Annotated in this window: 21 protein-coding genes and 1 pseudogene; 11 read left to right on the top strand and 11 right to left on the bottom strand. The window is 49.9% G+C overall.

The annotated features are described in order from the left end of the window. Positions 1-208 precede the first annotated feature (208 nt). From EJN92_RS02020 to EJN92_RS02060, 9 genes are all read right to left on the bottom strand, one after another. Complete coding sequence (locus EJN92_RS02020; RefSeq protein WP_126126300.1) at positions 209-1372, bottom strand: glycosyltransferase family 4 protein; 1164 nt, start codon at positions 1370-1372, stop codon at positions 209-211. A gap of 270 nt (positions 1373-1642) precedes the next feature. Further along, positions 1643-3670, bottom strand: a complete 2028-nt coding sequence (locus tag EJN92_RS02025) for a methyl-accepting chemotaxis protein (protein WP_126126301.1) — start codon at positions 3668-3670, stop codon at positions 1643-1645. A 49-nt stretch (positions 3671-3719) separates the two neighbouring features. Beyond that, positions 3720-4526, bottom strand: a complete 807-nt coding sequence (locus tag EJN92_RS02030) for a TorF family putative porin (protein WP_126126302.1) — start codon at positions 4524-4526, stop codon at positions 3720-3722. 910 nt (positions 4527-5436) lie between these two features. Beyond that, entirely contained in the window at positions 5437-8049 is a 2613-nt protein-coding gene (locus EJN92_RS02035) for a LuxR C-terminal-related transcriptional regulator (protein WP_126126303.1), read from the bottom strand. A 424-nt stretch (positions 8050-8473) separates the two neighbouring features. Continuing rightward, entirely contained in the window at positions 8474-10045 is a 1572-nt protein-coding gene (locus EJN92_RS02040; protein ID WP_126126304.1) for a methyl-accepting chemotaxis protein, read from the bottom strand. Positions 10046-10552: 507 nt separating this feature from the next. Beyond that, a complete protein-coding gene (locus EJN92_RS02045; protein ID WP_126126305.1) occupies positions 10553-10768 on the bottom strand; it encodes a hypothetical protein in 216 nt (71 codons plus the stop codon). Between the two features lie 413 nt (positions 10769-11181). Next, positions 11182-11619 carry a hypothetical protein gene (locus tag EJN92_RS02050; RefSeq protein ID WP_126126306.1) on the bottom strand — a complete coding sequence of 146 codons (438 nt, stop codon included), beginning with the start codon at positions 11617-11619 and terminating at the stop codon, positions 11182-11184. A gap of 76 nt (positions 11620-11695) precedes the next feature. Next, a complete protein-coding gene (locus EJN92_RS21735) occupies positions 11696-12046 on the bottom strand; it encodes a DUF2306 domain-containing protein (RefSeq protein ID WP_126126307.1) in 351 nt (116 codons plus the stop codon). An 866-nt stretch (positions 12047-12912) separates the two neighbouring features. Beyond that, positions 12913-13974, bottom strand: a complete 1062-nt coding sequence (locus tag EJN92_RS02060) for an alpha/beta hydrolase family protein (RefSeq protein ID WP_126126308.1) — start codon at positions 13972-13974, stop codon at positions 12913-12915. 136 nt (positions 13975-14110) lie between these two features. Here EJN92_RS02060 and EJN92_RS02065 point away from each other — a divergent pair. Continuing rightward, positions 14111-14248: pseudogene (locus EJN92_RS02065) on the top strand (IS6 family transposase); the annotation flags it as partial. A gap of 217 nt (positions 14249-14465) precedes the next feature. Here EJN92_RS02065 and EJN92_RS02075 read toward each other — a convergent pair. Further along, positions 14466-14891: a CPBP family intramembrane glutamic endopeptidase gene (locus tag EJN92_RS02075; RefSeq protein WP_126126310.1), complete on the bottom strand. Its 426-nt coding sequence runs from the start codon at positions 14889-14891 to the stop codon at positions 14466-14468. A 453-nt stretch (positions 14892-15344) separates the two neighbouring features. Here EJN92_RS02075 and EJN92_RS02080 point away from each other — a divergent pair, with 453 nt between their 5' ends. The 4 genes from EJN92_RS02080 to EJN92_RS02095 all read left to right on the top strand — a co-directional run bounded on the left by EJN92_RS02080 (position 15345) and on the right by EJN92_RS02095 (position 17850). Continuing rightward, positions 15345-15983, top strand: coding sequence for a DUF2239 family protein (locus tag EJN92_RS02080; protein ID WP_126126311.1), 639 nt, complete (start codon positions 15345-15347; stop codon positions 15981-15983). Further along, a complete protein-coding gene (locus EJN92_RS02085) occupies positions 15980-16372 on the top strand; it encodes a GIY-YIG nuclease family protein (RefSeq protein ID WP_227869661.1) in 393 nt (130 codons plus the stop codon). The genes EJN92_RS02080 and EJN92_RS02085 overlap by 4 nt, the downstream gene beginning before the upstream one ends. Continuing rightward, positions 16369-16800, top strand: a complete 432-nt coding sequence (locus EJN92_RS02090) for a MarR family winged helix-turn-helix transcriptional regulator (RefSeq protein WP_126126312.1) — start codon at positions 16369-16371, stop codon at positions 16798-16800. Before EJN92_RS02085 ends, EJN92_RS02090 begins: the two co-directional genes overlap by 4 nt. A 147-nt stretch (positions 16801-16947) precedes the next feature. Continuing rightward, the gene (locus tag EJN92_RS02095) at positions 16948-17850 is read left to right on the top strand and encodes an alpha/beta fold hydrolase (protein WP_126126313.1); all 903 of its coding nucleotides are present in this window, start codon (positions 16948-16950) and stop codon (positions 17848-17850) included. A 471-nt stretch (positions 17851-18321) separates the two neighbouring features. On the opposite strand, the gene EJN92_RS02100 is transcribed toward EJN92_RS02095, so the two are convergent. Further along, positions 18322-19521: an MFS transporter gene (locus EJN92_RS02100; RefSeq protein ID WP_126126314.1), complete on the bottom strand. Its 1200-nt coding sequence runs from the start codon at positions 19519-19521 to the stop codon at positions 18322-18324. A gap of 414 nt (positions 19522-19935) precedes the next feature. Here EJN92_RS02100 and EJN92_RS21385 point away from each other — a divergent pair, with 414 nt between their 5' ends. The 6 genes from EJN92_RS21385 to EJN92_RS02125 all read left to right on the top strand — a co-directional run bounded on the left by EJN92_RS21385 (position 19936) and on the right by EJN92_RS02125 (position 25125). Further along, positions 19936-20100 carry a hypothetical protein gene (locus EJN92_RS21385; protein ID WP_157984294.1) on the top strand — a complete coding sequence of 55 codons (165 nt, stop codon included), beginning with the start codon at positions 19936-19938 and terminating at the stop codon, positions 20098-20100. A 73-nt stretch (positions 20101-20173) separates the two neighbouring features. Continuing rightward, positions 20174-20707 (top strand): FixH family protein, encoded by a 534-nt coding sequence (locus tag EJN92_RS02105; RefSeq protein WP_227869662.1) that lies wholly within the window; start codon positions 20174-20176, stop codon positions 20705-20707. Then, positions 20704-21957 carry a cytochrome-c peroxidase gene (locus tag EJN92_RS02110; RefSeq protein WP_227869663.1) on the top strand — a complete coding sequence of 418 codons (1254 nt, stop codon included), beginning with the start codon at positions 20704-20706 and terminating at the stop codon, positions 21955-21957. The genes EJN92_RS02105 and EJN92_RS02110 overlap by 4 nt, the downstream gene beginning before the upstream one ends. An 82-nt stretch (positions 21958-22039) precedes the next feature. Continuing rightward, entirely contained in the window at positions 22040-22468 is a 429-nt protein-coding gene (locus tag EJN92_RS02115; RefSeq protein ID WP_194074955.1) for a hypothetical protein, read from the top strand. 79 nt (positions 22469-22547) lie between these two features. After that, positions 22548-24017 (top strand): putative bifunctional diguanylate cyclase/phosphodiesterase, encoded by a 1470-nt coding sequence (locus tag EJN92_RS02120; protein ID WP_126126315.1) that lies wholly within the window; start codon positions 22548-22550, stop codon positions 24015-24017. Positions 24018-24042: 25 nt separating this feature from the next. Continuing rightward, positions 24043-25125 carry a flavin-containing monooxygenase gene (locus EJN92_RS02125; protein WP_126126316.1) on the top strand — a complete coding sequence of 361 codons (1083 nt, stop codon included), beginning with the start codon at positions 24043-24045 and terminating at the stop codon, positions 25123-25125. Positions 25126-25165: the final 40 nt, after the last annotated feature.

Below are 25165 nucleotides of genomic sequence, written 5' to 3' on the forward strand. Positions count from 1 at the left end.
GGGGCCTAACGCCGAAATGACGAGAACGCCACGACGGTCATAAATGTAAATGAAATAGTCATTGGCGATTCTACGCCGATTGACCTCAGGCATATCGCCAGCATTGCAAACAAACACCGCTTGTAAGACCGGAAAAAATTGCCGTACTACTGGATTTTTTCATAATGGAAGATCCAATGCATAAATTACAGTCGCATGAAAATCGTTACTATTTTGCAGCTCGCAGACGTTCCATTAATACCTCTACTTGATCAAAATGTGCAGCCCAAGTAGGTGCGACGAAGTTGAGCATTTTTTTGCATTGGGCCGCTCGTACCGGACTATCCGACTGAGAATAAGCAAGCACTAATTCTGACCAACGCTTTCCATCCAGAGGATCAACATATTCCGGCACATCGCCAGCTATCTCTCTAAAGGCTGGAAGATCACTCGCAATGACAGGTACGCCTAAACTTAATGCATCAACCAGAGACATACCATAGTCTTCTGCGAATGAAGGGAGCAACAGGGCTCTTGCGTGTTGGAGCCAGGTCGCCAATTCGGTATCGCTACAAGTTGAATACTCAAATACAAAGCCATTTAAAGTCTCGCAACGTTCAAGCAGATCTACTATGTTTTCACAGTTTTCACCTCGTTGCCCAATCACCACCAGACGTGGTGTATATGCGCCAAAGCGCTCTATTAATTGCCGCCAAAGCAGCAGCAATAAAGAATGGTTTTTGCGGGGTTCTATCGTACCCAACACTAAAAAATACGGTACGTCTATAGGTGCAGTAGCATTAGCTACAGATAACCCTGCTGCAGGCAACAATGCCACCGTCGACGGTGGCATTGGCAGATTATTTTTGCTGGCATACGCAACCAACTCGACATGCGTCGCGTCAGAGTGGGCAATAACCCCATGCCCCAATGTCAACATCGTCTTAACTCTGTTCTGATGCCGTAGAGACTCACCAGGCCGGCAATATTCAGGATGGGTAATAGGGATAAGATCGTGCAAAAAAAATACCTGTTTCAAAGCTGAACCTTGTAAGCGCCGAGCGTAGTCCGTTTCCGCTACCCCGCTGGGTCCGGTATTAAACAAAAATCTTGGCGTAGAAAACGATCGGCCAATACTTTTCATCAAACTACCAACAACCACCCGCCGTATCACTGCATTAACATTATCGGCACCCGCCAGTAGTACAGCAATGATTTTTTCTGAATCCGCTATAGACAGTTCTATCCACTGACCGGCAAAGCGCAACAAAACAGTCGAGCGATCACCAAAATGCCTAACATACTCCAAGCTGACTCGATCAATCCCTGTAGGTAACCGCTCCTGCATTCTGCAATCAAGCAACCTTGTTACGTCGATTAAATTTTCACGCATATAGAACTCGATCGGTTATAAAAATACCATTTAATCGCACAACCAATATTTGCAATTTGGAGTACCACGGTCACCACTGTATTAGAGAATTTTTGTATTTCTGTTGCAGACGCATTTGATAAAAACAGCACATCTTTGTTCTGAACAGGGCGGTTTTGCGTCAAGAATAAAATTGCATAAAGGGCATTAACGTCAGAAAGTATCGTTGTACAGTGCTGTACGGATTTAACTTCGACAAACGGCCTACATATCATCGCATGCGAGTTAGCCTTACTCCCAGCCGTCGCCTGTCGGTGCCGGAGAGTCAAACGCGAGTGCGCCTCTAGCATTGGACAGCTGCTTCCTGGCTGGAGCTACCTTGGGTGCGTGTGGAGTCTGTTCTCCCAACTTAAATACGCTCACCACTTCGGCAAGGTAGCCCGCTTGGTCTCGCAGGCTTTCCGCGGCGGCAGCCGCCTCCTCTACCAGCGCTGCATTTCTCTGTGTCACGCCATCCATCTGTGCGAGCGCCCGGTTGACTTGACCAATGCCCTCGCTCTGCTCTGTGATGGCATCGCTGATATCACCGATAAGGTTAGTGACGCCGCTCACGCTGTCGACCACTTGCCGCATGGTAGCGCCAGCTTCATCGACGAGCTTGCTGCCAACCGCTACCTTACCCACCGAATCGTCGATCAACAACTTAATTTCTTTGGCTGCCGCCGCGCTACGCTGGGCCAGGCTGCGCACCTCCGAGGCGACAACGGCAAAGCCCCGTCCCTGCTCACCGGCGCGGGCCGCCTCGACGGCAGCATTCAGGGCCAGGATATTCGTCTGAAAGGCGATGCCATCAATGACGCTGATGATATCGACGATCTTATTCGACGATTTGTTGATCGAGATCATCGTCTCGATTACATTGTCGACCACGGCACCGCTTTTTTGCGCCACCTCCGATGCCGAGGAAGCTAACTGATTTGCCAAGCGTGCATGGCCGGCGTTTTCCCTGACGGAGCCGGTCAGCTCTTCCAAGGTGGCAGCCGTTTCTTCGAGCGAACTGGCCTGCTGCTCCGTGCGTACCGACAGGTCGTAATTGCCTTGCGCGATCTCGGCGCTGGCGAGCGCCACATTATCAGCACTGGCCTGCACCCGAAGTAACACGGTATGTATATTTCCCACGAACTGATTGAAGCCCTTGCCGATGACAGCCAGCTCGTCCGAGCCTTTGACTTCCAACTTAACCCGCAAGTCGGCATCGCCGCTGGATAATTCCGTCATCGCTGCGCCCAAGACGCGAAGGGGACGGGTTAGTCGTCGCACGATGGCGATCAGTATGCTGGCCGTTACGGCTGCGCACAGCAGGGCGACGACCAGCGTATAGATCATCAGCTCACGCGCCGATGCGGTGGCCACGCTTTTCGGAAAACTCAGTTTAATGCTCCACGGTGCGATGTCCGCGTGAATTTGCAGAGGCTGCAGCAGATGGATATAACCTCGCGCATCTTCATACTCATAGGGCTGGCCTTGGCGTATGCGCTGAAGGCCAGCTGCCGGCACGTCGTCGGCCTGCTTGCCCAGTCGTTCGGCGGCAGGATTACTCGCATACAAACCTCCGTTCGAAATCAAGGTCAGCTTGCCACCACTGATCACCTTCAGCCCATCGAGGATTTCCGCTAGGTGCGTGAGCATGAAGTCGGCGCTGGCCGTGCCCTGGAATTTGCCATCGATCATGATCGGCGCAACGAGCGAAGCCATCAGCACGCTCTTGCCATCGATAGGATACGCATACGGTTCAGTGAAGAAAACCTTACCACTTTTCTTCGGAATGTCGTACCAGTCGTTGGCGCCGGCCGCCACGTCGAAGACGATGGGTTCGACATGTAGACTGCCATCACCAGCGCGCGTCCAGTAGGGCATAAAGCGACCGCTGGCGTCATAGAAGGGCCCCTGATTGGCATACTGCGCATCCTTGTCATCGAGCGCGTTCGGCTCCCACGTCACGGCGCCCCCTATCAGATCGTCCGAACTGATCAGAGTGGCCTTAGTCATTTCGTTGATCTGCTCGCGTTGCAAGGGCAGACTGGCGCTCTTCGTGCCGCGCATCGCGCCAGCCAGGCTGATCACGCTAGACAGGTTGGCGCCGATGCGGGCCTGCAGTACACCCGATATTTCGCGCGTTGAGGTACGCACCAATTCCAGTGCGGCCGCCTCGGCGCTGGCGGTACTTTTGTAGCCGGTCACAGCCGCGGTGAGACCTAGACTCAGGACCGCCAGCACAGTGGCCGCCAGGCAGATTCTGCTGTTCAGTGAAAGTTGCACTTTGTCTTCCTTGTGGAGATTAAACGTATTCGGGTGCCAAACAGTAGGCTCAGAATGTCTTCGTTAAGGCGCACACCCAGGTGGCTGCTGCTGGATTTGAACTTTCAATAGCGCCGGCTCGATTCGGAATGCCCAGCGTGTAATGGTCGTAGACATCGGTTGCTGCCCAGGCGCGGGTCCAAGCAGCGCTGACGTTCCAGCCGTCATTGAACGCGCGGCTCACGCCCAGCTTTGCATCACGCCAATTCCAGATTGCGTTGCCTGTACCTGCCACTCGACCATTACCGGCATGCAGATTCAAGGTGTAGCCACCTCCCATATCGAGGTTCGCACCCAAGTCAAGGTAGCCCGTGCCTCGCGCATTGGTAACGCCAAAAAAATCGCGCGTCACCGTGTGGTTATATTTGGCGTAGGCTACCCCATAGGTCAGCCCCAACGACAGCTCGCCATAATCGTATTTAGTACCGGTGGCGCGATACTCAGCGCCGGGATATTTGTAGTAGTAGCCAAGGATACTGTAACCGAAACCGCCCGCTGCGCCGCCGTAGCCTCCGTACAGGTCCCACTCGACGGTAGCATCCTCGATATAACGGTCACTCACGGTGGAAACCCAGGTGCCCAGAGACCAGCCATTAGGGTGGACATAGTCGACTCCCACTTGCAGGGCTGGTTCGCCCCAAGTCTGGCGAAATCCGCGCGACACATATTGCGAAATGACTGAGGCATTAGCGGTGATAGCGGAGGCGACGGGTTCCGTCGTTTCCGCGTGCGCGCACAGCGCACCCAGAACCCACACGACACAACAAGCTGCTCCTCCAACTGGCGTAATGAAACGCTGCGGAACGCACAAACTCATTAATTTCTTGCTGCTTTTAGTCCTGAACAAGTACGGCCCTGCAGCCTCCTCCCCAACGTTCCTGTCCCCAATACCTCCAACCATTTTTGAACTCCCAGTTCGAATATCAGCAATCTTATCGCTAACATTTTTTATTTTTTCATTAGGGAGAGCTTATGCAAAACGTCATTTTTTGTAACCATACTAAAGTATGGATTTTGGTGACAATTCAGCAGCAATGAGCCGGTCGTATTTGGTTGCCAGAAAAGGCACGTTACAATACATCTAACATTCCATGACCTTGTTTGCCCAGTGTTTCCAGGCAAGACTGAATAACGCAGAAATCTTAGGCACCGTCGAGTGTGCGAAAGCAGGCAGATAATTTTTATTTTACTTTTGGAATATGAACTGCGCGCTAAGCCTAGATATTGTAAATCGACCGGTGGGTTCATGGATAAAGAGAAGCATCGGCATATTTTCGTAAGCGCCGCTGCAAACTAAGTGTAATAGATTGCTTGCTGGGCATACGTTTTCCAATACCCGTCGCCACTTCAGGAATGCCTCCGTTACTGCCACTCAATAGGGGTTCGCAGACAGCCTCAAAGCAAGAAATAGTGACATTGGAAAGTGTTTTTCCGTTTTCGTGCAGTGTCGCAGACGGTATTGGCTAAGATTAAAAAGTAACCCACGCGTTGAGAGTTAATCGAATCATGAAGTCTTCGCGCACCAAAGACTCAATCGCTTTTAAACGTGCAAACAGCGAAAGAATCAGGACATCACTCTCGCAATATTCGAGTGTAGAAAGGTCGGGAATTGGTTATTTTTAGGCGATGGCTCGAAGCATGAAATGGCCTTAAACAGTTCACAACAGCTTTCATTACGCTACTTATACTGAAGTGTTACGGTTTTCACTCCATTCGCAACGCGCTGGCTACAACAATTTCAATTCCAGTGCACGTGCAACGGCTTCAGTGCGCCTCTGTACATCCAGTTTGGCAAAGATATTCTGGTTGTGCCACTTCACAGTGCTAAGAGACAGAAATAGGCGTTCACTGATTTTTTGGTTGGAATTTCCATCCTGAATTAGTCGCAATATCTCCAACTCCCGCTGACTAAAGACTTCTGGTGGCAAATGAGACAATGTGGCAACGGTGACTCGTTTTTCGTCAGCCATTTGCGTACCAAATGCGGCTAGCAATTGTGAGACGTAAGTCGACATTCCTGTTTTATACTGCAATTTGGTCAGCAGTGTTTTCATGGGCACACCCTCATCCAGAAAGAGTCGAATAGATCCTTGTGGCTCGGCTTGAGTCACTACCTCGCTCAACACCTGCACGGCTACATCTACGTCTCCTACGGCTTGGTGAACCATAGCCTGTACCACCCTTGCCTTGAGTGCTTCTTGCGCGAGCCCCTGTGCTTCCATTCCACTCCGATGACTTTCGACGACACGCAACGCCTCGAAGCCCTTGTACTGAGCCAATAACGTTCTGGCCAGGCCTATGGGTAGCTGAAACTGGTTAGAAAAATAAGCCGCCTCCTTGATCTCACCACGACGCAACAAATGCAACACATGCAATTCCGCGGCTTCTTGCATACGCCCTGCCAATTGTCCGGTTTTTGCCGTCACATTGGTTCTGGCCAACAGGGTCTCAGACTCAGTGTGTTTATCTCGCGCCAACATCAGGCGAACAAGCAATACGTCAGCACCTACCTCTGATTCACTTTTCACTCTCGCGACAAGCTCACTACACACTAGAGCATGAGACTCCGCTTGATCCAGCTCATTCCAATCATAATAAATTTTGGCTAGGCCAAGATGTGCTTCATACCCCAGCGAATGCGTTGGATCGGCAATCATTTGGATGACATCTCGGTAGGTCGCAGCCGCTAGGTGAAGTTTGAAATTAGTCGCATGTATGCCAGCCAACGCGGTTGAAGCGACCGCAGAGAACATCAGATTTCCGGAAGATCGAACAGCATCTATGACTTGTAAAAATGCCTCACTAGCCTCGACTCGTTTACCTCGAAACATTTGTGCCACACCTAGAGCGCACTGCGCCGCGGTGCGAGCGGGGCGACTATCTTGATTTAATAACTCAAGCGCGCGGCTCGCATGTGTATAAATGGAATCAGCCTCGTTTCTATACACCGCCAACCAGGCCCAAAGCACAGCTATTTGACCATTAATCTCCATCGCTGACATGTCTTGCGGTGCAAGGCGCATGGCCGCTTCAGCGCACAACAACTTTTCCTCTATCTGACGGGGGTGGCCGCCAAATAACAAGGACCAGGAAAATGCTACCCATAAATAGGGGTAGGTGTTCAGAACGGCATGCGGCTGTAATGACAGCCACTGTATGATAGGCGCGGTCTCTCCACGAAAGTACAACGGCATGCCATTTCCTTCGATCAGCCGTATTGATCTCGGAATATCCTTTGCCGAGGTCGCTTGATGAAAAGCCTCAACCTCCAAACCATTGACCTCGTACCACTGGCTGGCACGTAAGTGAAGTGGCTCAACTGGCTCGTTTTGCCCCAGGCGTTGACGCAATAGCTCGGAAAATAAATGGTGATACCGATACCATTGTCTTTCTGCATCTAATGGCACGATAAAGAGATTGGCATCGTCAAGCTGATTAAGGATTTGTTGCCCGCTGTGGCTTTGTAAAACGGCATCGCACAAGGGGCCGCACAAGCGATCAAGTACCGAAGTGCGAAGCAGAAAGGACTGGACCGCTGGGGACTGTTGGTTCAAAACCTCCTCTATCAGGTAGTCTTGTACGAAGCGGTGGCTACCTGTAAAAGATGCAATAAACGTTTCTGGATTTTTGTGCCGATGCAGCGAGATGGCAGCCAACTTTAACCCCGCAATCCAGCCCTCCGTGCGTGCTTCAAGCGCGCGCACCTGGGGCGAAGATAGACCAAGATTTAGGCCTTGATTGAAAAACTCGGCTGCTTCGTCCAAGGCAAAGCGCAAGTCCTCCTGACGAATCTCTGTTATTTGATCCTCCAATCTCAGTCGCCCCAGCAATATTTCTGGCTCTTCGCGGCTGGCGATGACCAAATGCAACTGTGCCGGCATATGGGCTATCAAAAATGTCAGGGCTTCATTAACAGGAATACTGGCAGAAAGATGGTAGTCGTCCAGAATAAGTACCAGCTTGCCAGGAATTATCGAAAGTTGGTTTAACAATGATGTCAGAACTATCTCTGCCGTGGCAGGCGGGGAGGCGCGCAACATCGCCGAAATACCATCACCAACAGTCTGCGAGATCGTTTGTAATGAGGCGACCAAATACTCCAAAAATAGGCTCAGGTCGCGGTCATCTTCATCAAGCGATAACCAAGCGCTTGGATAAGGGCAATCGTTAGCCCACTCGCTGATCAGAGTGGATTTTCCAAAGCCTGCAGACGCACATACCAGCGTCAACTTACGTGTTACGCCATCATGCAGCCGCTTGATCAATAAAGGACGAGAGACGGCGTGGGCCGGCGGCAGCGGTGCAAAGAATTTGGTGGCCAGCAAGGTTGTCAAGATCATTCGACTATCCTAGCACAAAGTAAAAAAGTTCTGTCGCATTAACGGAAGCCTCCATAGCACTGGTGTAGATTTTGGCGTTTTGAAACTGGTAAGTTGAAATGCAAAGACTAAACGGTTGCGTTTTCCAATAAGAGTGATTTTGTTTGTATTCATTGATATGCTACGTTCGCAATAAGTTATCGACAGATTGAACAAATGACGGTAGGGCGAGAGGCCTTTGTCATCACTACTCCATCAACCGTTGGTCTATACGGTTTCTGCCAATACGGGCTGGTAGTCAGAGAGAGCGCGTCTCTTGGCTCACGAGGACGGAAGCCTTACCCGCGGAAGCGTCACATTTAACAATGTAGGCGTAGCCCGCCTTCACCGACTGAGGTGGCCGCATATTCAGCAACTTATCTTGCGGCATATTTTTTAGCTTATTTTACAATTTAAAGACTTCCATCGCCTTGGTGAGCCGGAAGGTTTGTTCGTTGAGACTGGCTGCCGCTGCAGCGGCTTGCTCTACCAGTGCGGCGTTTTGCTGCGTGACTTCATCCATTTGCGTTACGGCATCGTTGACTTGCGAAATGCCGTCACGTTGTTCGGTAGAGGCGGAGGCAATCTCGCTCATGGTGTCGGTAACGCGTTTAACAGATGTAATAATTTCCGTCATGGCGCTGCCGGAGCGCTCTGCCAGTACGGTGCCGGCATCGACTTTTTCCACTGAAAGCTTGATCAGTATGCTGATTTCTTTGGCCGCTGCAGCGCTGCGTTGGGCTAGGTTACGTACTTCTGATGCTACTACGGCAAAGCCGCGCCCTTGTTCGCCGGCGCGCGCCGCTTCCACTGCTGCGTTCAATGCCAGGATGTTGGTCTGAAACGCTATGCCGTCGATTATGCTGATGATGTCGACAATTTTTTTCGAGGAAGTGCTGATTTCGCTAATAGTGCCGATCACTTCAGCGACAATTTTGCCGCCGTTTTGCGCGACGGAGGCGGCGTTGCTGGCCATTTTGTGAGCATGTATCGCATTGTCAGTGTTTTGGTCGACGGTAGCTGCCAGTTGCTCCATGCTGGAAGCCGTCTGCTCCAGTGCCGATGCCTGCGATTCGGTGCGCCCGGATAAATCCATGTTGCCGTCCGCGATTTCCTGGGTCGCAATGCTGATCTCGTAAAAATTTTTGCGAACGTCTCCAATGATAGAGTAGAGATTAATATTAAGCTGACGTAATGAGCGCAATAAATGGCCGATCTCATCTTCCCGCTCACTCTCTATCATGCTGGTCAGATCGCCGCCTGCCATGGTTCTGCTGATTTTGATTGCTGTTGTAACAGGATGGACGATGGCGACATACAGAAAGTGCCAGAATAATAGCGAGACGGCTGTTGAGCTAAGTCCAAGTGTGCAGAGCCAGGATTGCAGTTGATAGCGTATGACAAACTCTGGCAATAATGCGCTGAGTGCCAGCATTAAGGTGCTGATAGCGGTAAAACCTAAATTGAGTTTGATGCGGGTGCCTAACGACATATTTTTCAATGCGGCCAGCTTACTGCCTATACCGCTGCGCACCACCTGACCGTGACGTATACGCAGCTGATTTGCATTGCCGCTGCGCAGTTCTTGGTAAATCGCCTCAGCTCGCTTGATTTGTTCCCGGTCTGGTTTGGTACGAACCGACATGTAGCCGCTGGGCATGCCGTTTTCGATGACCGGTGTGACGTTGGCTAGCACCCAGTAATAGTCACCGTTTTTGCGTCGATTCTTAACCATGCCTGACCACGGCACGCCGCTCTTGATGGTCGCCCACATATCGGTGAATGCTTCCGCTGGCATATCGGGATGACGCAAGATGTTTTGCGGTGCCCCTAGCAGTTCATGTTCTTGAAATCCGCTCGCTTCAATGAAATAGGGGTTGGCGTAATTGATATTGCCATTAAGGTCCGTGGTGGAGACAATAGATTCGCCATCCTTGAAGATGTATTCAATCTGGGTCACGGGTGTGTTGATACGCATACTGGTGCCTTTTCAATTGCTTGCTAATGGATGCGCTAAAGAAGTGAAGTGAATTAAATTAACAATGTTAATTAATTATGAAAAATATGAGTCGGCAGTATTTCCTTCTTGATTTAGATCACGCAATTAATTTCCCCAAGGGAATATTTAACTCTGTCAGGTTTTTCATGAAATTTGCTTCATGCAATTGTCCTGCGTGGCAAGCCAAATCGCTTGACTATCCGCGTACCCGTTTCGGATTTGTTTGAATATGCTGAAATCGTGGCGTGGTACTCGTCCGCAAAATGACTGCCAAGGTACGTTTGAATCACTGCAATCTCGGACGAGTTTTTTCGCTCGCCCGAATACTGTTGAGCGGGCGTCATGAATCCGAAGGAACAGAGCAAGGCTCTCAGAAGGATGGCAGCGTGAGGAAGGAAGAAACGGTTCATAGGGTCTTGCTTTGTGAAATTAGGCGGATGACAAATGGCGGAAAATTAGACATTCGGCGATGACCGCGTTCAGTCCCTAGGCCGAAGTTATGAGGACATCGCGGAAGAAAAAAGTCGGTGCGCTGGCAATCAATGTCATCGGCAACATGATGAGTACTTGGGAACCAGCACCGTGCCCCAGCGAATAGGCACGGATCATCCAGGCTTTGTATTGATTGATGCGCCCTTGCATCACCGACTGCACCGACAGGACGATGACCTGCGTCATGGAAGGCCAAACTACCAACCGCACCACGTACATCTGGTCGCCCTGTTGTTCCTAAGGAATGGCATACGCAAGCCTTTCACCGCCGCGAACAAGCCACATGGCGCCGCTGACGCTACCGGTCACGGGCAGTGGACTCAGCAGCAACTGGGACGTCGGCAGCTTCCAGGAAAGATTAGATAAATTTGACATGGTGAATGGGCAGGAGCAGTGGTCGACCGTGGCGCCAACCCAATGTCGAACGCCTGACAAGCAGTGTCACGGCCCTGCCCTACCGTGTCACCATACTAAAGTACGGTTCTTGCAGAACCTTGTGGCAGACTCAGAACAAGTAGAGTTCGTGTACCCGCACCATGGTTTCTGTACGCCTATGCATGTCGACTTTGTCAAAGCGGCTTGTTATCGGCGCCCGCACCAACAAGCCTTGTCTATAGCGACGATCAGAGCACGCGCGCCTCTTGGCTTACGAAGACGGAGGCCTTGCCCGCAGAAGCGTCACATTTCACCGTGTAGGCGTAACCCGCCTTCACCGACAGATCAAGGGGGGGCCTGTAGGTGGCCTTGGTCAGCGACTTAAAGCAATACACCTCAAGTGAATAGCTTCCTGGATTTAACTGAATCTCGCGCGGATAGTCAGTGAAGCCTGGCAAACCAAATCGCTTGACTATCGGCGTGCCCGTTTCAGGTTTGCTGGAATATGCTGAAATCGTGGCGTGGTACTCGTCCCCAAAGGGACTACCGAGGTACGTTTGAATCAATGCAATCTCGGACGAGTTTTTCCGCTCGCCCTCATACTGTTGAGCGGGCGTCATGAATCCGCAGGAGCAGAGCAAGGCGCTCAGAAGGATGGAAGCGTGTGGGAGGAATGAGCGGTTCATAGAGTCTTTCTTAGTAAAATTAAACGGATGGAAAATGGCTGGGAATTTGTCATTCGGTGACGACGGTGTTCAGTCCCTAGGCCCAAGCCATGAGGACATAGAAGAAGAAAGGCGACGCGCCAGCAACCGATGTCATCGGCAACATGATGAGTACCTGGGTACCGGCACCCAGAACCAGCGCATAGGCACGGACTATCCAGGCTTTGTGTTGCTTGATACTGCGATGCAAGCGAGGAAAACGCTGACGAAGGGCTGAACCGAGCTGAAATGTCCCTGGCATGCAAAACAGAATCGAACACACGATGTGTAAGACAAAGGGTTCGGGACTGGTAATGAAACGCGCATTATCAGGAATGACCGCACCACCACCCGCCGAATCACACAGGGACGTCGGCAGTTTCCTGGAGAGATTTGATAAATTTGACATGGTGAATGAGAAAAAGCTGTGGTTGGCTGTGGCGCCAAATCAATGTTGAACGCCTAGCAGGGAGTATCACGGCCCGGCCTCATCATGTCACCGCACTAAAGTACGGTTCTTGCAGAACATTCTCGCCGGCTCGGAACAAGTAGAGTTCGTGTGCCCGCAACTTGGCTTCTGTACGCTTTTGCATGTCAACTTTGTCAAAGCTACTCTGGTTATCCAACTTCACCGTGATGAAGAAAACGAGGAGTTTCTGTCTGATTTCCTAGCTTGAAAGATCCTTGAAAATCAACGTCATGACTTCGATTTGGGTCCGACTCGGGGGACTTGCCCAAGGAGCAGAACGCATCTCGTAGCCGACTCTACACAGAGTTGCTTTTCGAGTGTGAGCGCCTCAGACGATCGGCCCTTGAGTGGCGGATCCGCTTCGAAATCCTAGCTACGTACAATTCACGGATTCAGTTCAAGATAGATAACCAGTTTCTTTTGCAGCATCGTATGCTTGCACGATTTACCTAAATCATGAGGTCGCCACGACCGAGCTCGATGCCAACATGACAAGTAGGACTGGCAACCACAACTGGCGTTCGCGCTTGCTCGGAGTAAAAATGTTAGCAAGGCTCCCTATTGCACAGTAACCAACCACGACCCAGGCAAGTTGGCGAGCATGCGACTCAAATAGCGGTACGCCATAGTTCGAACGGGTGAAAATAATGATACTGAAGCAACACAACAGTAACATTGAAAAACCCGCAATGAGACGGACCTTGGGTGGGAGGCGTCCGCGCCACCTTTCGCCCATTGTGAGTTCACCCCATGGAGCGCCCAGCACAAGCGCCAATTGGAATATGGCAACAGCACCAGAGACAAGGCTAAAGAGTAGCGCTGCGTATGGGGTCATTGGAAACAGATACTGCTGCAAGAAATGTCTTGTCGAAGAAGGCCGTGACTTCGACGGCGAGCTGCTTCAGGAACGCATTACGATCGAAACCCGGCGGGTTCGCCGCCAAGTCGCCGTCCAAGCTAGGGATGGGCATGCTGGGCGTATCCATGAAGGCGTAGTGCCAGGCATTGGGCACCCGATGCAGGTTAGGCGCGGGAAGATTGCTGGCGACCCACTCGGCATGGAATCTCGGCACTAGGAAGCGATCGAGTTCTGCCTCGTAAATCATGGTCGCTGGCCGAACCGCAGCGAGCGACTCGGCGGTAAGCAGCACACCCGCCGGGGCGAGCGCGACGATCGCTCTAACGCGCTCGTCCTTGAGCGAGGGCTTAACCGTAGGCAACGGCGGTGTCGATTCACCGGAGCGGCCCATGCTGCAGAAGATCGGGTCTTCGGATGCTTCGGTCAGGCAGTGCTTCCTCATCCGCGACAAATTCGGACTGGCTCCCGCCAACGCCAGCACCGTGTAGCCGCCGGCCGAGTGTCCCATTGCACCCACGCGAGGGCCCTGGCTGTCGGTCGCAATCCGATCCTTCCACTCGGGATTGATCAAGATCGCGTCAATGACCCGAGAAGCTTGCCGCGGCCGCTCATCAAAGTAGCGCTCGGCGCCCTTCTCGATCAGCGACCGATCCTGCCAATTGTCGCCTGGATGACGGAGTGCGGCGACCAGATACCCGTTCCGGGCGAGGGCTTGCGCGAGGGCGCTGTGCCCGGTCTCGCTGCCGGCGTTGCCGTGACTCAGCAGAATCAGAGCTTTGACTTTATCGATGGGTTTGCCGCCGATGGCGACGTCTAGCGTGAACGGTCCCATGGCGATGACTCGGGGCGTGGCCATCGTCGGGTAGTACAGAGCGACCGTCGTCGTTGGTGCCTCCGGTGTCGTGCCAGCCACCTGGATCTGCATCCAGCCGGCCTCATAGGCGTGCGCGTGTGTTACGACTAGCAGGGTGGTCAGCGAGGCCAAGATGCGGCGAAGAAGGTGGGTCATGTGGTACTCCCAGTCGTTCCGGTGGCGTCAACCCATTGTCGAATGCCTGACAGACACTATAACTTCCGTGCCTCGCCGTGTCACCGTACCAAAGTACGGTTCTTGCAGAAACTCGTGACAGGCTCACGACATTCTAGAAAGAGTGACGATGGACAAGAGCGCAGCAAATAAATCAGCGATCGATGAAATCAATGATGCGATGGAAGTAAAGATACTCATTCGCCAGGTGAAATACCTCAACAACATCGTCGAACAGGACCATCGCGCAGTAAAGGGCGTGTAACGTGGCCGATAAACTAGCCCTGCTTCTTCGTAGGCGTCACCGACGGCCCCGTCCAGCAAATCGATCAGGTGGCGCAATTGTGTCCCGAGTGATCTTGTCATACAGTCGACCGACGTGGAATAGTTTGTTCGTGCCAATTTGTGATTTTTAACAACCACAGCGTCACAATACTGAGCACAACCAGTGTAACCAACGATGCCTCGATCCCTTAAGCATCACCACTCAGCCATTCTGGGCGTGATAGTCGACCTTGCAAGAAACCCTTTGCCTGGTGGCCAGAAATTGGCAGAGAAAACACAGCATCGGACATGAAATTCCATGCGAAGTGGATGCCGACAGCCAGCCACAAGCGCCGAGTGTCCATGTACGCCGCACAAAACATTAAACAAGCTACCGCTTTGACTTCGATACCCAACAAAGAAATGCCCGCGTTAGGCAAATGCGCCAACGCAAATAGTATTGCCGAAATGAACAGTGACGCAATAGTACCTAGTGACTTTTCGACGATCCGAAAAATAATTCCCCGGAACAGGATCTCTTCAAAAAACGCGACTAGGAGCATTTCGGAAAATGGCGACAACAGTGTACTCCAGTGACTAACACCGACAATCTGGAACGCGCCAGTAGCCATCATCGTACAAAGAGTACTACCAATGCCGAAGGCATCAAGACACGCACGCGCCAACCGCGAAAGAAATTGGTTTTCACCGCTTCCTTACGCTTCCCTCATTTTCCCGGAGTGACACGTCAAATCAATAAACGTGAAAGGCAGATCGTTCCAGATCAGGCACAGTGTAGACGTAAATTATCTTTTATTTAATCAACGCATGGTTGCGTGGCGCAAATGACCCTTTGAAAAGAACCTCTGATTGGCCGCTACTGGTCGATTGTACGACCGTTACAAAATTGTCTTTAATCATCAGCGCCTCAAAGCGGAAGTTCGAGATACTACGAAGCGCACATTCAAAAAGAAAAATAATTTTTTTCAGTAACATAACTGCTACATCCAAAATTTAACCCGGGTAATATTGACACATGAATTTAACCCGGGTATTATTTACTTATCCGATTCAACCTCGATGTTGCCATGATTCATATCACTACTCATTCCTATACCAGCTTCAACGGTCGCAAGCGAATCGCATCTGGCCGCTTGACGGTCAATGCATTGGCTGTAAAACACGCTCTAGCTTCCGACGTACCCAATCCGCTGCTGACCTTTTGCGACCAGACTGGTCAAGTCGTTGATCTCGATCTTCGAGGAAGCGATGCCGAGATGTTGGCACGCCTGCCTCCAGAAGATGGTCTGCATGAAACAAACCAATCGGCACTGATCGAGTCCGAAGAATCTGGTGCGCCACGTGGTCGTGGCCGGCCGAAGCTTGGGGTGGTCGCACGAGAAGTCACGTTACTGCCGCGCCACTGGGATTGGCTAGCTGAACAACCAGGCGGTGCATCAGTAACTTTGCGCAAACTAGTTGATGAGGCACGCCGTACTAACGTGGACCGAGCCCGGCAACGTCGGGCGAATGAATCTGCTTACCACTTTATGTCCGCCATGGCTGGTGATATGGCTGGCTTTGAAGAGGCCTCGCGTGCGCTGTTCGCCAATGACGCAGCAAAGTTCCGCCAACTGACCGAAGCTTGGCCGGCCGACGTTCGCGATTACGTCAGGTACCTGGCTTATGAATTACCGCTGACAGAAGTGCTGTCGCAGGCACCATGACTCAGTTAAAAAAAGGATGGATGATGACAAACAACAAAACACTTAAACGAGAGTATCTGGAAACAAAAAACCGAGCGGGCGTCTATGCGATCCGTAACCAGATCACGGGTCGGGCCTTGGTGGCGGGAAGTACGAACGTCCAGAGCGCACTCAACCGACATCAATTTGAACTGCGGTGTGGCCACCACCGCAATGCGATGCTGGCGCGCGACTGGCGCGAGCACGGAGAGAGCAACTTTCAATTCGAAATACTCGACTTGGTCAAACCCAGCGAAGATCCAGCGTTCAATGTTGCACAAGAATTGGAAATGCTAGTTAGCCTGTGGCGTCAAGAAATTCCTTGTCAAGACGAACTCGGTTACGACGAAACCAGGAGGGATGCGCGATGAACACGAATCTCGACTTCTGTTTGACGTTACATCGTGCCCACACGAGCCTGCAACTCAAACTTGACGACGAGTTGGGCATACACCATGGAATCAGTTTCGATGATTTCGCGCTACTGAATTTGCTCGCGCAAGCGGACGGTGGTCGGGTAAGCATTCCGGAACTCGTGCGCCCGCTTGGTCAACCCCAATCATCGGTGCTGCGTCAATTGATCGTGCTCGAAAAGATTGGCCTTGTGGTGCGCGAAGGTGTGAATGGATTTCGCCAGGCTGTGCTTCGCCCAGCCGGGCGTGCGCGGGTGAACGCCGCACGCGAGACTGCCGATAGCATTTGCACTGAAGCCGTCGAATCAATCGCCCCAGCAGCGGTTGAGATGATTTCCGCAGTACTGGCAACGCTTGCACGCACCCCAACCTTAGCACTTTCATGAGCAACGCTATCGCGACGATTTGCTGGTTACGCAGCCACTTGCACAGCTTGGCGGTGCATCCGTGGCGCTGTATTGAAGCCGGCCAAACGAAATATCGGAGCGCACCCAAAAGGCGCGCGACTCAAGAACATTTAAGGACCACTTACCATGCCTAAAATTAAAGCGAACGGAATTGAAATTGAATACGATTGTTTTGGCAATACCGACGCGGAAGCTGTTCTGCTAATTTCCGGTCTGGGTACGCAGATGACTCGCTGGAGCGAAACGTTTTGCCAGATATTGGCAGAACAAGGTTACCGCGTGATTCGTTTTGACAATCGCGACGCAGGCCTTTCAACTCACTTCAATAGCGGGTCGATTCCAGACCTCGCTGCAATTGCCGATGCAGTCTCTCGCAACGAAACGCCCAATGTGTCTTATACGCTGTTCGATATGGCGAACGACGCTATAGGACTTCTCGATTCGTTGATGATCAAACGAGCGCACGTGGTTGGCAGATCAATGGGCGGCATGATTGCACAATTGTTGGCCAGCGAGCATGCTGAACGCGTTCTATCTCTGGTTTCCATTATGTCGAGTACCGGCAATCGTGATCTGCCGCAGGCCAGCCCTGCAGTGATGGCGGCGATGACATCGCCCGCGCCACATCCATTGAAAGACGAACAGGGCTATCTCGCCCATTGCGTTGACTTTTCTCAAGTGATAGCCGGGCGAGGCTATCCTTTTGACGAATCCACTCAACGAGATCAAGCCTTAGCCGAAGTCAAACGAGCCTACAACCCAAGCGGGTTTTGGCGGCATATCGCCGCCATCGCCGCGACCGGTGATTTAAGGTTACGACTAGCTAACATAACTGCTCCAACGCTTGTGTTGCATGGGTCAGACGACCCACTGGTTCCGCCGGAGGCTGGGAAGGACACTGCGGCCAATATCCAAGGCGCTGAACTACGCATCGTCGAGGGGATGGGCCACGATTTTCCACCCTCGCTATTTAGATTTTTGGCCGGAGTTATCGCAGATAACGCACGCCGCGCGCGCCAGACCTTTTAAATGCATATTGGCCCCGACGGCGCGCTTCGCCAAGACGGTCATCAGCCGCCGAGGCACTGAGAAACTCGAGGATTCTGAAATTGTCGTGAATTAGGGCCTAAAAGGACCAAATAGAAAATGGAAGCAACAATACCAAAATTCCTGTATGCGCAAATTATTCGAGCTAAGCATCTGACACCGTTCATGATGGCTCGGTCAACGACTGCTTCTGGCCGTGTGGTCGGCCATCGGAAAAATGTCAATGCCACTTAACACCCTACTGCTCCATCCGAATCGAATCCTGTAATTCCGCGTCACTGCGTTTGTGATCACTACCAAATATATGGTTGAGCACATAATCATTGTGCATCGCACGATTATCTCTTCAAGGCAATATTTAAAATATCGACGTTGAAAGTACGCCGTATTTTCGCGTTTTTACGCATCCATTAATTACAGGCAAATCCAGACTGAGTGCTGTCAAGAGGTGATTCAATAAGCTGAAATGACAAGCCGATCTTTTCGACGTAATGCACCAAGTCCTAAGACCATCAGCAATACGAGTGCAAGGAACGGAAGCGTCGCCAGGTTCAGCGAACGCCAACCCCAATTATTTAGCAGCCCTCCTGCAGAAAGAGAGGCAAGGCTTACCGCCCCGAACATCAGGAAGTCATGCGTAGCTTGAATTTTTGCTCGTTCGGCTGGGCGGTAGGCTTCGGTTAGCAGCGTGGTACCACCAATGAACAAAAAATTCCACCCCACACCCAACAGGGTCAAGCCGGAAAGGAAATGCAGAAATTCAATGCCAGTCAATGCAATGGCTACGTGCCCACTTAACAAGGCAATGCCCAGCATCATGATTGGCAGTACACCAAATCGACGAATCAGATTGCCGGTAAAAAAAGAGGGAACGAACATGCCTAGCACGTGCCACTGAATTACTGTGGCTGCAGCGCCCAAAGGCTGACCACAAATTTGCATCGCCAATGGTGTGGCTGTCATGACCATGATCATCACGGCGTATCCAACCGATGAACTGGCCATTGCTGTCAGAAATACCGGTTGCCGCATTATTTCCAGTAGAGTTCGTGAAGATCCGTGGCTTTCAGCAATCACAAACGTAGGCAAACTCAGGCGTGTGACCAACAACAACGCTATCAAACTCACAGCGGATAACGCGAAATAACTCAACATGAACGGCACCGAGCCAATTCCCTGTGTCACTCTAACGATATTCGGCCCGGCAAGCGCTGCAACAACTCCACCGGCGATGACCCAAGAGATAGCCCGGCTTTTGAAATCGGCACTGGCCACATCCGCTGCAGCAAACCGATAGTATTGTGCAAAAGCTTGATAGCCTCCCATCAATGCGTTGGCGAAGACAAATAGCCAGAAATGACCAAGCCAGATGGCTGCGCCTGCGGTAAGCCCTGCCAGGCAACCTAACGACGTGCCTAACAAAAAACCATTCTTGCGGCTAAAACGTTGCATCAGCATTGAGGCAGGAATCATGGAGGCCGCTGCTCCTACCATCATCATGGCAATCGGCAGGGTGGCCAAACGTTTGTCCGCTGCGAGATTCAAACCAACCAAGCCGGAAAGCGTGATCACCATGACTGAAGCTGTTTGAAACAGTGCTTGCATACTTGCAAGTAAGAAGACATTGCGCTTTTCTACGGAGGTGAGATTCATGATGCTTTTCTTTCTTCAGATCCAAATAATTGAACCTGCATGGTACTGAAATAAGCAATAAAAATGCCCCCAAGTGACGAATTGAAGAATAAGTAGAGTGAGTCGTATAGCACGACGACTAAATGGTAGATTTACCTCGAAAGTTATTCGCTTCCAATCGTTTTGGGTAAAGGACTAATGTAAGGATGTTTGATGAAGAAGAGTTGAAGCCCACATTTCAGCCGCACTAAAAATACTTGATAGACCATTCGTTCGGCTGAAAAAACCTCTCGCGCACGTCGAATAACCATTGGTCCCATATTACTTTTGAGATTTTAGAAAAATGGCGACACTTGTTTCCATCGAAGACATTCTGTTCTCGATAAATAACGTTACTTTTTAATCTTAATAGGAAAATGATCATGAATTCAATCAATGAAGCAGTATGCAAATGCCAAACTTGTCCAGGTGCTGGTTGTACTTGTGGATGTGCAAAGGAAACGGCGCAAAAAACTTGTCAGTGCGGATCAGATTGCCGTTGTGGTGCTGCGTGTTCTTGCGCAAAACAATAATTTGATTTGTATGGTTCACGTTGGTTAGTTAGCCAACGTGAAACCCTACTGTTTTTGCTCACTTGTTTTTTTAAATTAATCGCGAACGCAAGCAACTATTCATGCTTGTCGATTGTGAAGTCATGTTTCATTTCAAGGCAACTTTTTCGATAAATTCAAAATTAGGGAAATATATGAACAAGCTCCAACAATTCATTTCAAGTTTTTTTATATTGATTGCGTTAAATGGGTGTGCGATGTTTACACCACCCTCTGGCCTCGATCTGAGCATGACACGTCCGAGTGTTCAAGGAATTTATACCGTGTCGATGCACCCTTTGGTGGACGCGGTTGAGATCAATCAAATGCATTCATGGGAAATAAGCATTGCCACTTCAAAAGGCATTCCTGTCACTGGCGCTCAAATAAATTTTGATGGTGGTATGCCACAACATCTGCATGGTTTTCCAACCCATCCCCGCGTGACAAAAGAACTTGGTGGCGGGCGCTATCGTCTCGATGGCGTTAAATTTAGCATGACGGGTTGGTGGGAAATGAAAGTGAAAATTCAATCGGAACAGGGTAACGATGCCGTCACTTTTAATACGGTTATCTCTTCGCCTACTAGTTTTCACGGGGCAGTGAGCGCGAAATGAAAAAGTCAATCTGGTTACAGGCCTGGTCGTTCTGCATGACGTTCATGATGGTCGGATATTGTGTTGCGAGTAGCGATCTGCTTACATTCGATATGGATATAAGTAGTTGGAGCTCAAGCGAAATGAGAGTCCTGCAATCGTTACATATTGACCAGCTCCCCCCCGCACCTGTCGATCGGTCCAACGCGTATGAGCGAATTCCGGCAACAGCTGATCTGGGGAAACGACTGTTCTTTGATGCGAGATTTAGTGCAAATCAAAAAATCTCGTGCGCCAGTTGCCATTCCCCTCAGCAGCAGTTTCAGGACGGACTTGCTTTGGGTCAGGGTATAGGCAAGGGAAAGCGCCGCACTATGTCCATCGTTGAAAGTGGTCGCAGTCCATGGCAGTTTTGGGATGGTCGAAAAGATAGTCTATGGGCGCAAGCATTAGGACCAATGGAAGACGCCAACGAACATGGCGGCAATCGACTCGCTTTCGCCAACCTGATACGACAGCACTATCAAAGTGACTACGAAAAACTGTTTGGGTCGATGCCGGATCTGAAAGATTTACCTGGCAACGCAAGTCCAAATGGGACTGCCGAAGAACGTGATACATGGGCGAAATTGAGCGAAGCTAGTCGTCAAAGTGTTTCGGGTATCTTTGCAAATATGGGAAAAGCCATCGCTGCCTATGAAAGGACGCTTCATCACGCACCGTCGCGCTTAGATAATTATATTGCTGGCACGTTGCACCGTGACCCTACCGCTGGTCAAATATTAAGTTCATCCGAAAAACGTGGACTACGGTTATTTATTGGAAAAGGTGAATGTATTTCCTGTCATGGTGGTGCACTAATGACAGATCAACATTTTCATAACACAGGCGTTGTGTCACGTGATGTGAAGAACCCTGACCAGGGGAGGTCGTCTGCCATTTCAACCGTTGTGAATGACCAATTCAATTGCCTTGGCAAATTTAGTGACGCTGGACCACGCGATTGTCAGGAGCTGGAATTTATCGCCAATGATGATCCCCACATGGTGGGTGCATTTAAGACCCCAAGTCTTCGCAATGTGGCATTGCGTCCTCCGTATATGCACGCCGGACAGATCAGCACGCTGCGCGATGTCATTCACCATTACGCCGATGCACCGAGTGCACTTGTAGGACACAACGAGCGCAAGCGTATCGCATTTTCAGAGCAGGAAATTGATGATCTCGTGAGTTTTCTTGGGACGCTTTCAAGCGCTGGAATAGAAAACTAAAAATTTGCGGCTCAACATGATAAAAAAAGGCAAATTAAATTTGCCAACAATGACACTTTCTACATAACTTTGGAGCATGGAAATGAGTATTTTTATTGGTGTAACTCTGGCGATCATCATCGGGGGGTTTGCAACCATCATCGGATTTGACCGTGAGCGTGGGTTTTATCCATTCCTAATGATTGTCATCGCTTCAATCTACGTATTATTTTCCATTCTGGATGGCACGCCGAAAACAATGTACGTTGAATTATTTGTAATGTTCGTGTTTTCAGCGGTATCCATTGTTGGGTTCAAAAAAAATGCCTGGATAATTGTGGGCGCGCTGGTAATGCATGGATTATTTGATGCGTTCCATGGCGATTTGATTATCAATCAGGGCGTGCCTTCGTGGTATCGATCTTTTTGTATTTCGTATGACATAGTCGCCGCTGGCTACCTGGCCATTCGCTTGACTTATTCAGGCTCACAAAAGAAATTGAGAAGCACTAACCTGTTGTCTCGTGATTGATGGGGAATAACGCCCTCGCCATCAATAAATAATGTCCGCTTTAAGGTAGTTTTTTTGTTGCAAATGCTGGAGTAGCTTAATGGATTATCAGCCACATTCACTGTTATGTTTTAATGACCTACGTGAACCGTGTTCACAGTTAGATTGCGATCTTGTCGAATCTGTGAGAGACGAATATCGAGATGTTTGTTTGCGCTTGGCAAGTAAAGATTCACTTACCATGTTGCCGAATCGATTTTGGTTAATGAATTATTTGCAAAAACGTATCAAGAACATATACGGTAGCAATACGGTAATGGCAATGTTATTTGTCGACTTGGATGAGTTCAGGAATATCAAATATACATTTGGCCATGTCTTTAGTGATGAATTACTTTATCAAGTAGGTTCACGTTTAAGCTCGTTATTAAGACCTGGCGATTATGTAGCTCGTCTCAGTTATGGAGAGTTCGCATTTGTGTTGAATGACATAGCGTACACCGAAGAAGTTCGGCATATGGCGGAACAAGTCTCGGTGTCGTTGAGCATGCCGTTTGTGTTGTCAGGGGAGCAGCGTCATTCCATGCATGCATCGATCGGAATTAGCATGTATCCCCAAGATGCCGAAGATGGCGAAACGTTTCTGAAGCATGCGGATATTGCAATGTACTCTGCGCGAGCTTCTGGAAAAGAACCATACTTTTTTTATCAACTACACATGTCAGAAGCTATCTTGGAAAAGATCACTATCGAACAGCACATGCGGTACGCACTGGAAAAAAAGGAATTCATTTTAAATTATCAGCCACGAGTTGATAGTCAGACAGGGCAACTTCGTGGATTGGAGGCGCTTGTACGATGGGATCATCCGGAACGCGGTTTGTTGGCTCCACAATATTTCATTCCGATTGCCGAGACGTCTGGGTTGATAGTTCAGCTCGGTGAATATGTTATCGAGCTCGTATGTCAACAGCTTGCAATATGGAAGAAACATGCTTTACCCCTATGCCCGGTGTCGATCAATGTGTCACCACGCCAACTCCATCGTAATGATCTGATGGCGAGGATATTACGTCACGCTAGCGAGAATGGGATCGACCCAGCCTTGTTAGAAATTGAAGTGACGGAATCATGCATCATAGAAGACAGCGTCACAGTGAAGCAGCAATTGGAGGCATTCTCAGCACTTGGAATGAAGTTGTTGCTTGACGATTTTGGCACCGGGTATTCCTCTTTAACCCAACTGCAACACTATGCGATGGATTTGTTAAAGGTGGATAGAGCATTTACTGCAAATTTAGAAAATGGAGATAAAAGCGCAGCTTTAGTATCCGCGATTATTACGATGGCGCATGCACTCGGTATGAAGGTCGTTGCTGAAGGTGTTGAAACATTGGCGCAATTACATCTGCTACAAGCGCTCGCCTGTGATGAGGTCCAAGGATATTTAATTTCGAAACCTGTGTCTGCAGAGGCCATAGCCGAACTTATGTGTAGACCGACGCTGTTTAGTGAAATGATGTTTGTTGAGAAAAATCTGAATCTCAAAACAGCTTTCCTTGTCCTTTGATCCAATTAATTCAAGAAAGAAAGTGATGGACGAGCTATCTGAAAATATCGACGTTTTAGTGATTGGCGCGGGGCAAGCGGGACTTGCATTGGGCTACTATCTTCGACAGACTAAGTATTCCTTCATTCTTACCGAACAAAATGGAAGGATTGGAGATAGCTGGCGCAATCGATACGACTCTTTGGTTTTGTTTACGTCTCGTCGATTTTGTGCTTTACCTGGATTGACAGTACATGGCAATCCCGATTCCTATCCAAGCAAAGATGATATCGCTAAATATCTGGAAACATATAGCCAACATTTCAAGCTGCCTGTTCAGACCAATGTGGAAGTTCAATCGCTGGAGAGAACGGTCGATGGAAACTTCAAGGCTGTTACAGCATGTGGTGCAACGATTTATGCTCGGTCGGTAGTATTGGCGACGGGTGCTTTTCAAGTGCCGATAGTTCCTTCTGTCGCAGACGGTTTCTCCAGCGAAATAATACAATTTACAGCCGAGACCTACCGCTCACCGTCGCAAGTCCCTAAAGGTCGTGTCGTCGTTGTCGGTGATGGTTCGACTGGACGACAAATTGCAGCTGAGCTCTCTCGTACTTGCCAAGTAATAATAGCGACAGGTCATTCTCGTCCAGTTCTACCTAGCAATGTATTCGGAAAGGATATTTTCTGGTGGCTAGATTTATTTGGCATTATTCGAGCCGCATCAGACAGTTTTTTAGGGCGAAAAATGAAACGAACTGATTCATTTCCAGGGACGCATTTAAGATTGTCGGCATTGAAAAAACAAGGCATACAATTGGTGGGAAGATTGACTGAGGCTCGCGGAATGAAAGCTATATTTTCGTCGGGGCAGGACTTAGATATTGACTGTGTTGTATGGGCAACCGGGTACCGAGATCGTACCGATTGGGTGGCGATCCCTAAAGCGAAAAATTCTAATGGTCTTTTCCTCCAGAAAAATGGCATTTCGCCAATCACTGGTATGTACTTTATTGGTAGAAGTTGGCAATCGTCACGTGGCTCGGCATTGCTGCTTGGCGTTGGCCGAGATGCCGAGAATATTGTTGAACATCTGTCTAACTGTTTAAATATGAAACTGAAAAATTAAATTCGTCATATCCACAACGGACAAATTGCTCACTAGAAAG

This window comes from Undibacterium parvum (assembly GCF_003955735.1).
GTDB lineage: Bacteria > Pseudomonadota > Gammaproteobacteria > Burkholderiales > Burkholderiaceae_D > Undibacterium > Undibacterium parvum.